The organism is Acinetobacter sp. TY1, from assembly GCF_048551395.1.
Classification (GTDB): domain Bacteria; phylum Pseudomonadota; class Gammaproteobacteria; order Pseudomonadales; family Moraxellaceae; genus Acinetobacter.
The window spans coordinates 21,850-33,047 of the sequence record NZ_JBLYZK010000009.1 but is presented as its reverse complement, the minus strand read 5'-3'; the positions used below and the strand labels follow the sequence as shown (position 1 = coordinate 33,047).

Sequence of the window (11,198 nt, the reverse complement as noted above, 5' to 3'; positions counted from 1 at the left end):
TTTCTACAGTAGAGCCCTATTTTATGTCAATTAAATAGGAGTAGAATTATCTAATGATCCGCTTTTAGGCATATTGATTTTGGCCTTTTGACATAACTCACTTGCTAAATTCAATTCACTTTGAACACTGTTTAAAGTGGCATCAAAAGCGACCATTCCACCTTCTAACTAGGCATCAAACTGTTTTCCATACTGCGTATTACTTTCAAGTATAGCGATCAGATTTTCATAATACACATAAACTGGAAATCAAATTTCTACACTTTCATCTAGTTTTCCCCCAAGCATCAACTGCTTCTTGTAATTCATCATTGATAAAATTCTAATTTTTTATAAATTTTTCAAATGTCGCTTGTGGAGCAATTTCAAATTTAAACTGATCAGGACTTATCTTGGTAAAAGCATTTGAAAAAATATTGACTGAATTTAAACTTTAAATAGAACATGCATAATGTCATTAATCTTTTCATTTCTAGATTTTTTTAAAATATTTATAAAATTCATCGAAAAAAATGAATTGAAAATTTAGTTTCCAATTCATTTAAGTGAGTCGAACAATAAACCACTATAACAAAACATGAAGCAGTTAATATTCTGTTTTGAAATTATTAAATCAACACAAAATAGCGCTTCTAAAATTAGTCCCGATCTTTTGGAAAAGCATTCGGTGGTGGTGCATATTTATTGCTTGATTGCGCATCAACTTCAGGTACTTTCAACTCATAGACTACTGTACCAATAATCCCTGTATTTCGAATTGAACCATTATCTGAATTCGCAGCATAGGAGTCTTTCGGTTTACTAAAGGTAAAAGAAGCAACAGCATTTTCACTTTTACGGAAACCTTCAATAGTCAATTCATCATGCGGGTATAAAACATAACCCGAATGACTACGGGATGCCTCACTTCCATCAATGACATCAATCCCATCAACGCTACTGACAATTTCAAAGGTTTTGCCTGTATTATTCTCATAATGCAATTGATAGCTTTGACCTTGCTGACCACGTAAATAATAACGCTGTCCAACACGATATAACGCCAATTTATCACCATGATCATCAACTATAGAGAAACTAATTTTACCCGCAGCAATAGAAATCGATTTTACTTCACGACCTTTATAGGCTTTGTCAGCGTACTGTACCAACGTTTCTGAAAGTGGCGTATTTGACTTACGTTTTAAATCAATTTCGGTCACATGAGAATCAATTTCATCTCCCCAACCTGTACCAAGTTTTTCATCTTTAGCAACACTATTATTGGCAGCCTGATTAGCAGCTTCTGCATTGGTCACTTCTGTTGTCATTTGTGATGAACGTTCTTCTGCCTTTTGTGAACATGCCGAAAGCACAAATCCAAACAATAAAAAGAACAATAAATATAATTTTTTCATAAGCTATTCCTTTGGAATCATTATTTTAGGTATAGAAGTTCTTCAGAATATTTTAGCATTCACATTCTGAGGATTTTAGAGGAACTTAGACTATTATCAATTCTGAGACTAACGCTGACTTATGTATCTTGCTATGAGATATTTTTTATTTTTTTGTAATAATATAACACTGGTTAAAAAACGCTGATTCACCATCAACGTTTTGATAATTCATCTATAAAACGATCAAAATAGCTTGAAAATTAACGCATTAGTCTGAGCGTTAAAATTTGTTCACTGCGTCCAAAAGGCCCCTGCGTGTCATGTAATACCGCACTCGATAAACCAATACCATCTGCACCATATTGCTGAACAACCTCTAAGCCTAGCCATTCACCTTGTGGTACACGGTATAAATGAATCTGTAAGTCTAAATTTGGAAAACCCCAATCTAAAGGACGAGTTTGTCTTGGTACTGTTCCATTTGCCAAATCAACCAAACTCAAAATACGTGCAAAATCAGTCGTTTTCTCATCCTGAATAAGTTCTAACGGACTACGAAACCACACCATCCCTTTGCCTTGTCTATGCCCCGCTGTACGTGCTTCAACGGTACGAATATATCCACCCTCCCACTGATACATTTCGTCAAACTTTGGTAAATTCTCAGGGAAACCTTCGAGTCTATTTTCAATTGGAATGTGTAATTGATCCTCAAGTCCTTGAATAGCAGTCGTATCTTGCTGCTGCATACGCCAACTGCGACAAACCACTAAGGTTTTACCTTTACTCTGCATTTTTGACTCAATCAATTCGATGGTTTTTCCTGCTCGAATCACTTGCGTATGAATAGAAAACTCACCCTGCTCAATCAAGCCAAAAATATCGAGACTAATACGTCCAATCCGCATATTACCCCGAGGCATAAATTGCTCTTGCTCAGCACATAACAACCCCGTTACTGGTGCCATATGCTGTTCATTTGGATTCCATGCTCCTTGTACATACACTGTCGATTGATAATGACTAATGACCGTTCCATCTGCATCGGCCTGTCGCTTCAATAATTGGTAATACGCTGACATACCCTTTTCACTCTTGTTTTCTTCACAATCAATGTATTCTTAACCATTGTTTGTACTGAAAATCGGTGGAAAAGTCTAATAATTGCTTTCAAAATGATCTGTTAAGTTCAGTTTTAAAAACATCATAAATAAATTAACGACAGCTATGATCAAATGATTGGATAATCTCGTTTACCAAATAATGCTGTCCCAACTCGAACAATACTCGCTCCTGCTGCAATTGCATCTTGCATATCCGCTGACATGCCCATGCTGAGCGTATCCCAATCTTCAACTTGAGTATGTTGATCTCGTACTTTTTCAAACAATGCTTGAGTATCTTTGAATGCATGAAAATTTTCAGGTGCAGGAATAACCATCAAACCACGTAAGCGAATATTTGGAAGTTGACTGATATTTGCAACTAAGTCTGCAACTTCATAAGGCTGACAACCGTCTTTAGAATCTTGTGCATCAATATTCACTTGAATACAAACATTCAACTTAGGTAAGTTTTCATCACGCTGTGCAGATAATCGCTCGGCAATGATCAAACGATCTACGCCATGTACCCAAGCAAAATTTTCTGCTAAAGGTTTAGTTTTATTACGTTGAACATGACCAATAAAGTGCCATTCAATATCAAGGTCTTTTAAAGTATCAATTTTATCTAAGGCTTCTTGCAAGTAATTTTCACCAAATGCACGTTGCCCTGTGGCATACATCTGCTGTAAAACATGAGTTGCTTGGGTTTTCGACACCGCCAAAAGTTGAACACTTTTAGGATCACGATTGGATTGTTCGCAGGCAGTTCGAATTTGCGCGAGTACCTGATTACGGGCTTGGTTCAAATCATTCATTGACGGATATCTCATTTCAGCAATTTTTTCAGCTTAGAATTAATTAAATGTTGGTTAAGCTGAGCGATACCTTATATTATGCAATAAAACAAATAAGCAAAAACCTTCTTTGGGGAAATTATGGATATTACTGAATTATTGGCTTTCTCAGTTAAAAACGGTGCATCAGACTTACATCTTTCAGCGGGTATGCCACCCATGATTCGTGTTGATGGTGAAGTACGCCGTATTAACCTTCCTGCCCTTGAACATAAAGATGTCCATCGTCTCATTTACGATATCATGAATGATAAACAACGACGTGACTTTGAAGAACTCCTTGAAACGGACTTTTCATTTGAAATCCCGGGCGTAGCTCGTTTTCGTGTCAACGCATTCAACCAAAACCGTGGTGCCGGCGGTGTATTCCGTACCATTCCATCAAAAGTTTTAACCATGGAAGATTTGGGTCTAGGTCAAATCTTTAAAGATATCTGCGATTATCCACGTGGGATTGTTTTGGTCACAGGCCCTACAGGTTCGGGTAAATCAACCACGCTTGCAGCCATGATTGACTATATTAATGACAATCGCTATGACCATATTTTGACGGTCGAAGATCCTATCGAATTTGTACATCAATCTAAAAAATGTCTAATCAACCAACGTGAAGTCCATCGTGATACACATGGCTTTAACGAAGCACTACGTTCAGCACTGCGTGAAGACCCTGATATTATCTTGGTCGGTGAGATGCGTGACCTTGAAACCATTCGTCTTGCATTGACGGCGGCAGAAACGGGTCACCTTGTATTTGGTACGCTACATACGACCTCTGCGGCAAAAACCATTGACCGTGTAATTGACGTATTCCCTGCTGAAGAAAAAGATATGATTCGCGCTATGTTATCTGAATCATTACAAGCTGTTATTTCACAGACGCTATTGAAAAAAACGGGTGGCGGTCGTGTAGCTGCACATGAGATTATGATTGGTGTTCCTGCCATTCGTAACTTAATTCGTGAAAATAAAGTTGCACAAATGTATTCTGCGATTCAGACTGGTGCAAACTATGGTATGACTACACTAGATCAAAGTTTAAAAACATTGGTTTCAAAAGGTGTAATCAGCCCTCAAGCAGCACGTACCGCCGCAAAACAACCAGAATCATTCTTATAATAATTTAGCGTTCTTGGGGGAGTAAAAGATGGACTTTAATGACTTACTGAACATGATGATTGAACATCAGGCATCGGACTTATTTGTCACTGCCGAAGTTGAACCATCAATGAAAATAAACGGGCAAATTATGCCTGTTGCCAAAACAAAACTATCAGGTGAAGTAGTTGGTCAGTTGGTGAACTCAATTATGAGTGACAAACAACGTAAAGAATTTGCCGATACGCGTGAATGCAACTTTGCAATCATGAATAAGGATAAAACTGCACGTTTTCGTGTCAGTGCATTTCAGCAACGTGATGAACCAGGAATGATTCTGCGTCGAATTGAAACCGTCATTCCAACACCTGAGCAATTAAAATTACCACCAATTTTGAAAGATTTGGCAATGACCAAGCGTGGCATCATTATTTTTGTTGGTGCGACGGGTACAGGTAAATCAACGTCTTTGGCTTCACTGATTGGTTATCGCAATCAGAATTCTAAAGGTCATATCATTACCATTGAAGACCCGATTGAGTTTGTGCATCAACATGCGGGCTGTATCATCACACAACGTGAAGTTGGAATTGATACCGACTCATTTGAAATTGCGCTGAAAAATACACTACGACAAGCACCTGACGTGATCTTGATTGGGGAGATTCGTTCTCGTGAAACAATGGACTATGCCATTGCCTTTGCAGAAACAGGTCACCTTGTATTTGCAACCCTACATGCGAACAACGCCAACCAAGCCATCGACCGTATTATTCACTTCTTCGAATCAGATCGTCATAGCCAACTGTTCATGGACTTGTCACTGAACTTAAAAGCAATGGTTGCACAGCAGTTAATTCCAACGCCTGATGGCAATTCACGTCGTGCGGCAATTGAAATTCTCATCAACTCTCCATTAATTTCAGATTTAATCCGTAAAGGTGAAGTCCATGAAATTAAAGATTTGATGAAGCGTTCTCGTGAACTCGGCATGCAGACCTTTGACCAAGCACTATTTGATTTGTATAAATCTGGTCAAATTACCTATAAGGATGCATTGAAACATGCAGACTCGCCAAACGACTTGCGTCTGCAAATTAAATTGGATGAAGAAGGTGGTTCTCAATTGTTAAATTCAGGCAGTAAATTGACTTTTGATGGTCAATAATACAAAAAGCACTTGTAAGTATTGAAGTCACAAAAAGGCGCTAAATTAATTTAGCGCCTTTTAATTTGTTGTATTTATGTGATTTTATTTTTTACGATAAGCTTCCTGACATTCAGCAGAATCGCAATAACCATACAAATTCAAAGAGTGACCTGTTAGGGTAAAACCAAATTTATCTGCAACATCATGCTGTTCTTGCTCAATCGTATCATTTGTAAATTCAACGACTTTACTGCAATTTAGGCATACAAGATGGTCATGGTGATCGTCCTGCATGATTTCAAAAACAGAATGATTGTTTTCAAAATGATGGCGTTGAATAATCCCCGCCGCTTCAAATTGCGTTAACACACGATATACTGTTGCAAGACCAACGTCTTCCCCTTGCTCCAGCAATGTTTTATAAATGTCTTCCGCGCTCAAGTGATGTTGTTTTGAATTTTCCAATAATTCCAAAATCTTGATTCGTGGTAAAGTAACTTTCAGTCCAGCTTTGCGTAAGTCCTGATTTGAAATAGCCATATAAAAAGGTCTCTCAACAAATTTTAAGTTGGAATATGAAACAGAGTTGAGATGCAGTATGATCTATCCGTGGATCAAATGCATCATAATTAATTTGGGATAGTGTAGCAAAATGCAAAAAATCATGCTGACGTTATTCGTCGCTTCATTGCTTGGTGGGTGTTCTGTTCTTGGAGTATATAAAGTTGATATTCCACAAGGTACACCATTAACTCAGGCACAAGCTTCAAAAGTTCAAGTAGGCATGACTTACCAGCAGGTTCGTTTTTTACTGGGCAGTCCAACAATAACAGATCCTATGAATCCTTTACGCTGGGACTATATCTACAACTATATTCCGGGAACCTATGCTAAAAAAGCTAAAATTCCAGCAGCACATGGTCAACATTTAAAAATATTCTTCAATGAAACGGGTATCGTGAATAAGATTGAAGGTTTAGAAACAATTCCTGAATCTCAACCAGGCTTACCGTCATCGAAAGAAGCCATTTTAAATGCGCCCCCACTATAGCCACTTTAAAATAAAAGAAAACCCCTCTTTGAGGGGTTTTCTTTATTGATATAATTGTTTAAAGCGATTGCCTCGACAATAGCGACTGACTGGGTTAGCTGCAGCCCGTTTACGACGAATATCTTTAGGGTTGATGGTCAATGCACGATAAATCTCAACCCGATCCCCTGCTTGTAGTACTTGAGTCTGATCAACAACTTTGACCCCAAAAATGCCACAATTCAATACTTCAGGTAAAGTTGTCTTGTCTTTCAGCTGGCTTTTTGCAATTGCATCAGCCACTGTCATACCAGATACGAATGGTACTTCAATATGAAACTGCTGCTCTACGCTTGCGTACGCCACCCAAACCTTTTGCATCTGTCTAACCTGTATTTGCTCAGTCATTAGATCAATTGCCCAATATAAGCCACGAGTGCCATCACAATCGACAATGGCAACACAATACGCACCGCAATACGCCAAATGTTATAAAACACTTCATTGCTAAAATTCATAGCTTTACGTAAATGGCTAATCTTCATAATCCAACCGACAAAAATGGAATAGATTAAGCAAATCACTAAACCCCAAATCATCAACAATGGATTAAAGATATTGACCAATTGTGGAATGCCCCAAATGAGCAATGCCACTAAAAGCACAATAAATTGGATCGGCAATGCAATACGACGTTGTATAAATTGCTCTTTGGCAAGGCTGAGCAACAATGCTGCACTAAATACTGCCGCAGCAAGCGCGCTATAAGCAGGAATGGCGGAGGATACAGCGAAGAAGCCAAATGCAACAACTGCGAGTAGTTGAGCAAACCATACAGGTAAAACTGAACCTGTCGCGCGATCAGCAACTTGTACTTGAGCAAGTTGACTCTGTGCATAAATACCCAAACCTAAACCACTTGCAACCAAAGCTAAAATTGTTGCCTTGCCCCATTCACCAAATTCAACTGGCGTGACATGCCAAGGCTGTAAATTTGTCCCCATGACATTGGCAATGACAAAAGATGCAATGACACTGACTGCGGTCAAAAGCACTAGGATTTGACGATTTAAAAATGACAAACCACATGCAATCACTGCGCCAATCAAAAATACAATATGTGTACTCATGTTAAATTGCGCACTTTGTACAACTGTTTGTGCAATATTAAATAAAATACCACCTGCCAAAAATGGGATAAATACGGCGGATAACCAACCGACGATACGCCATTTTTGTGATGCATCTGCTTCTCGTGTCAACGCAGACAATGCATTTAACACAGATGTTTTTGAGCGCTTCGCCAAAGCAATTTCTAAGTAGACCAAAGGAAGTGCAAGAATAAGCATGGTGCCAATCCATAAAATCCAAAAGTCAATTTGTCGATCAATCTGAAATCCAAGTGCTGGTGCAAGCCCTAGAATAATGATAAATGACAAACAAAATGCCATCAGCGGCGGTAACCATCGTGCCATAAAATTGTCCCGTATGACGTATTTAAAAAGTCCACCGCTATTTTGCCTTTGTCGACCATGAAAATCAAAGATTAGAAAGAAAAAAGCAAATCATCTCATCAAGATGATTTGCTACGCTGAATGTTTATTAATATTTGATTATTTTTATCTCTACGACCCTTTCATCAATTAGTCTGAATCAAATAGGTATCGAGCTTGAAATCATCCTTTATATTGTACTACATGCTATTTTTAATACTTTTAGATTTGAACAGCTTAAAATAATTCTAAGCTGTTTTAAGTCCATACATCTATTTTACGAAAAAAAGCGAGAGAACCAATTCTTACCCTTTTTCTTTTCATTTTCTTTAATAATGCCCATCATATTAATTTTTACAGCACCCACATAATCTGCATCATCATGCTGAATATGATTAATGAGCCATTTAGAAAGTACTTCGTGTAACTCTTTTTCAATAGACTTGCCATTGTCAAAATTTTCACGGTAACTTTCTATTTTCTTAATAAATAAATCGTGTACACGTTTATGTGGAACACGGTATTTGTAACCAGCTTCTTCTTGTAAACTTTCTTCGAATGTAAAATGTGACTGTGTATAATCAATAATATTATTTAAAATATCTTTTATTCGCTGACGATCTGTATTAACACCGATTTCATCAATTTCATTAATGTAATCTAAAATTCGTCTGTGCTGATCGTCAATCACATCAATACCAGTATTATATTCTGGGATCCATTTCATCTTCATACGACCGCCTTAAAAATACTAAATAAGTAAACCTTTTATCCATCATAGACAGTTAATTTATAAATAAAAATGAACCAATTTACTCGGATTTAATAAAATGCTCCATTTTAAAGCACAAGCTAATGTATTTTATGATATTTAAATTTTAATTCAGAGTAAAAGACTCAGATATTATTTAGCCAATATTATATTCCAAGCAATTTACTCTATTTTATTTCAAGAAGAATAAACTATATAAATAACATTAATATTACACTGCAAATTATTTCTTAATTTAAAGTTTATATTAAAAATAAAATTAAGTCTTTTAGTTAAAATATAAAACAACTTTAAAAAATCATTTACTATATAGAAATGATGATTTTTAATATTGATCCGCTTTCGTTATTCGTTTCAATTCAGGATTTTTTTCTTCACGAATTAAACGATCAATGGTTGTCAAGGCTGTTTTAATAGGTCGACCTCCCTGAAATAAAATCATTTCACCTGGACGATAAGCTTGCCATTCTTCATTTTTTGTCAGTGGCTCAGTCGTGATTACAGCTACTCGATCGTCAGAAGTCGTCACATCACTAAAATCAACCTCAACTTCTAAGTCAATTAAACGTGCAGATTGAAATGGATACTCTCGCACAATCCAATGCAGTTTAGTGGTTGCATAACTAAACAGTGCCTGTCCATTCGATAAGCAATAATTAAACGTGCCAAACTCTGCAATTTGTGGAGCAAGTTGCTCAAGTAATGTAAAAATATCTTCTAAACTAGGTGTTTCATAACCAAATTTTTCAACAAGCTGGTCTAGTAAATAACAAAATGCCAACTCACTGTCAGTGTTACCTACGGGGGTGAAACGCCCTGTTAATGGCGGTTCAAAACCTTTTAAATCGCCATTATGTGCAAAAATCCACTGACGTCCCCAAAGCTCGCGCACAAAAGGGTGCGAATTTTCTAGGGTAATTTTACCTTGGGTTGCTTTACGGATATGTGCAATCACATTACGTGATTTTATCGGATAATTACGTACAAGATCTGCAATAGGTGATTCAACTGCCGATTGATTATCGACAAATAAACGACAGGCTTTATCTTCAAAAAATGCGATACCAAAACCATCCGAATGGTCAGAAGTAATTCCCGCACGTTGTGAAAATCCACGGAAAGAAAAAGTAATATCTGTGGGTCTTGCACAGTTCATTCCAAGCAGTTGGCACATAGTCATTCATACAGCTTTATCGTTATGTGAATATTGTGCATGAGTCCTGTTCTGCTTGCAAATACCTGAACACATATCATGCGATTTTAATAGATAAATACATCAAATCACTGAGAGTAAGCCATAAAAAAGCTCATCGTGAGATGAGCTTTAAAATTTGATCAAGGATGACTTATTTTTTACTACGATTGGTAATTAGTGTTCCCACACCGTGATCAGTAAAAATTTCAAGTAATGTTGCATGCGGTACACGACCATCAACAATATGTGCACTCACAACACCACCTTTGACTGCATCAAGTGCACAACCAACTTTAGGAATCATACCGCCATAAATCACGCCTGTTTCAATCAGACGATCAACTTCTTGCGTACTCAAGCCTGTAAGTAAATTTTTATTTTCATCAAGCACACCTGAAATATTGGTGAGTAAAATGAGCTTTTCAGCGCCTAAAGCTTCTGCCACTTTACCCGCAACCAAATCTGCATTGATGTTATAAGTATTACCTGCATCATCTACACCTAATGGTGCAATTACAGGAATGAAATCACTTTGGGTAAACATTTCAAGGACATCGGTTTTTACGCCAACAACTTCGCCCACTAAGCCCAAATCAATTTGCTTCACCGAACCATCTTCTTGGATTTTTTCCATCAGTAACTTTTGGGCACGCAATAAGTTACCATCTTTACCTGTTAAACCAATGGCACGTCCACCATGCTGATTGATCAGATTAACAATTGATTTATTAACACTACCACCCAAGACCATTTCCACAACTTCCATCGTTGCAGGATCAGTCACACGCATACCGTCAATACGATCTGATTCTCGACCGAGTTGCTTGAGGAATGAATCCACTTGTGGACCACCACCATGTACTACAATCGGGTTTAAACCGACTGTTTTCAGCAAAACGATATCTCGGGCAAATGAGCTTTCCAATTCAGGATCGGTCATGGCATTACCACCATATTTGACCACTAGCGTTTTTCCTGCAAAACGCTGAATGTAAGGCAACGCTTCTGTCAGAATCTGAGCTTTATCAATTCCGGTCTGCTGATGGGGCATGCGCCTCTCCTATTGCACCTGTTGAAGTACATATTTTGAAAAAGGATTAAAAGTCTTTTCGGGATATTTA

General features: G+C 37.5%; 12 protein-coding genes. 3 read left to right on the top strand and 9 right to left on the bottom strand.

The features are described 5' to 3' along the window. Window positions 1–638: 638 nt before the first annotated feature. The 3 genes from ACK2M2_RS07620 to ACK2M2_RS07610 all read right to left on the bottom strand — a co-directional run bounded on the left by ACK2M2_RS07620 (window position 639) and on the right by ACK2M2_RS07610 (window position 3,300). Window positions 639–1,397 carry a hypothetical protein gene (locus ACK2M2_RS07620; RefSeq protein WP_419347175.1) on the bottom strand — a complete coding sequence of 253 codons (759 nt, stop codon included), beginning with the start codon at window positions 1,395–1,397 and terminating at the stop codon, window positions 639–641. 242 nt (window positions 1,398–1,639) lie between these two features. Continuing rightward, complete coding sequence (locus ACK2M2_RS07615; RefSeq protein ID WP_419347173.1) at window positions 1,640–2,461, bottom strand: thioesterase family protein; 822 nt, start codon at window positions 2,459–2,461, stop codon at window positions 1,640–1,642. 149 nt (window positions 2,462–2,610) lie between these two features. Beyond that, the gene (locus tag ACK2M2_RS07610; RefSeq protein WP_419347170.1) at window positions 2,611–3,300 is read right to left on the bottom strand and encodes a YggS family pyridoxal phosphate-dependent enzyme; all 690 of its coding nucleotides are present in this window, start codon (window positions 3,298–3,300) and stop codon (window positions 2,611–2,613) included. A 120-nt stretch (window positions 3,301–3,420) separates the two neighbouring features. On the opposite strand from ACK2M2_RS07610, the gene ACK2M2_RS07605 reads away from it, so the two are divergent. Next, window positions 3,421–4,458, top strand: coding sequence for a type IV pilus twitching motility protein PilT (locus ACK2M2_RS07605; RefSeq protein ID WP_409511648.1), 1,038 nt, complete (start codon window positions 3,421–3,423; stop codon window positions 4,456–4,458). Between the two features lie 28 nt (window positions 4,459–4,486). Continuing rightward, window positions 4,487–5,605 carry a PilT/PilU family type 4a pilus ATPase gene (locus tag ACK2M2_RS07600; protein ID WP_409511649.1) on the top strand — a complete coding sequence of 373 codons (1,119 nt, stop codon included), beginning with the start codon at window positions 4,487–4,489 and terminating at the stop codon, window positions 5,603–5,605. A gap of 84 nt (window positions 5,606–5,689) precedes the next feature. On the opposite strand, the gene fur is transcribed toward ACK2M2_RS07600, so the two are convergent. Beyond that, window positions 5,690–6,127, bottom strand: a complete 438-nt coding sequence (gene fur / locus ACK2M2_RS07595) for a ferric iron uptake transcriptional regulator (protein WP_409511650.1) — start codon at window positions 6,125–6,127, stop codon at window positions 5,690–5,692. 112 nt (window positions 6,128–6,239) lie between these two features. Between fur and ACK2M2_RS07590 the strand changes: the two genes are divergently transcribed. Further along, window positions 6,240–6,638, top strand: a complete 399-nt coding sequence (locus ACK2M2_RS07590) for an outer membrane protein assembly factor BamE (protein ID WP_419347167.1) — start codon at window positions 6,240–6,242, stop codon at window positions 6,636–6,638. Window positions 6,639–6,680: 42 nt separating this feature from the next. Here the strand turns inward: ACK2M2_RS07590 and ACK2M2_RS07585 are convergent, their stop codons facing one another. The 5 genes from ACK2M2_RS07585 to argB form a co-directional block, all read right to left on the bottom strand. Beyond that, complete coding sequence (locus ACK2M2_RS07585) at window positions 6,681–6,998, bottom strand: RnfH family protein (RefSeq protein ID WP_409511652.1); 318 nt, start codon at window positions 6,996–6,998, stop codon at window positions 6,681–6,683. A 26-nt stretch (window positions 6,999–7,024) separates the two neighbouring features. Beyond that, window positions 7,025–8,107 carry a hypothetical protein gene (locus ACK2M2_RS07580; protein WP_419347310.1) on the bottom strand — a complete coding sequence of 361 codons (1,083 nt, stop codon included), beginning with the start codon at window positions 8,105–8,107 and terminating at the stop codon, window positions 7,025–7,027. A gap of 280 nt (window positions 8,108–8,387) precedes the next feature. Then, complete coding sequence (locus ACK2M2_RS07575) at window positions 8,388–8,843, bottom strand: bacteriohemerythrin (RefSeq protein ID WP_409511653.1); 456 nt, start codon at window positions 8,841–8,843, stop codon at window positions 8,388–8,390. Between the two features lie 364 nt (window positions 8,844–9,207). Beyond that, window positions 9,208–10,056 carry a class II glutamine amidotransferase gene (locus ACK2M2_RS07570; protein ID WP_409511654.1) on the bottom strand — a complete coding sequence of 283 codons (849 nt, stop codon included), beginning with the start codon at window positions 10,054–10,056 and terminating at the stop codon, window positions 9,208–9,210. 172 nt (window positions 10,057–10,228) lie between these two features. After that, window positions 10,229–11,128 carry an acetylglutamate kinase gene (gene argB / locus ACK2M2_RS07565; protein ID WP_409511655.1) on the bottom strand — a complete coding sequence of 300 codons (900 nt, stop codon included), beginning with the start codon at window positions 11,126–11,128 and terminating at the stop codon, window positions 10,229–10,231. Between the last annotated feature and the right edge of the window lie 70 nt (window positions 11,129–11,198).

What these genes read in the sequence shown, in the direction of transcription:
- ACK2M2_RS07620 (WP_419347175.1), bottom strand. Translation starts at nt 1,397, where the DNA reads ATGAAAAAATTATATTTATTGTTCTTTTTATTGTTTGGATTTGTGCTT.
- ACK2M2_RS07615 (WP_419347173.1), bottom strand. Translation starts at nt 2,461, where the DNA reads ATGTCAGCGTATTACCAATTATTGAAGCGACAGGCCGATGCAGATGGA.
- ACK2M2_RS07610 (WP_419347170.1), bottom strand. Translation starts at nt 3,300, where the DNA reads ATGAATGATTTGAACCAAGCCCGTAATCAGGTACTCGCGCAAATTCGA.
- ACK2M2_RS07605 (WP_409511648.1), top strand. Translation starts at nt 3,421, where the DNA reads ATGGATATTACTGAATTATTGGCTTTCTCAGTTAAAAACGGTGCATCA.
- ACK2M2_RS07600 (WP_409511649.1), top strand. Translation starts at nt 4,487, where the DNA reads ATGGACTTTAATGACTTACTGAACATGATGATTGAACATCAGGCATCG.
- fur (WP_409511650.1), bottom strand. Translation starts at nt 6,127, where the DNA reads ATGGCTATTTCAAATCAGGACTTACGCAAAGCTGGACTGAAAGTTACT.
- ACK2M2_RS07590 (WP_419347167.1), top strand. Translation starts at nt 6,240, where the DNA reads ATGCAAAAAATCATGCTGACGTTATTCGTCGCTTCATTGCTTGGTGGG.
- ACK2M2_RS07585 (WP_409511652.1), bottom strand. Translation starts at nt 6,998, where the DNA reads ATGCAAAAGGTTTGGGTGGCGTACGCAAGCGTAGAGCAGCAGTTTCAT.
- ACK2M2_RS07575 (WP_409511653.1), bottom strand. Translation starts at nt 8,843, where the DNA reads ATGAAGATGAAATGGATCCCAGAATATAATACTGGTATTGATGTGATT.
- ACK2M2_RS07570 (WP_409511654.1), bottom strand. Translation starts at nt 10,056, where the DNA reads ATGTGCCAACTGCTTGGAATGAACTGTGCAAGACCCACAGATATTACT.
- argB (WP_409511655.1), bottom strand. Translation starts at nt 11,128, where the DNA reads ATGCCCCATCAGCAGACCGGAATTGATAAAGCTCAGATTCTGACAGAA.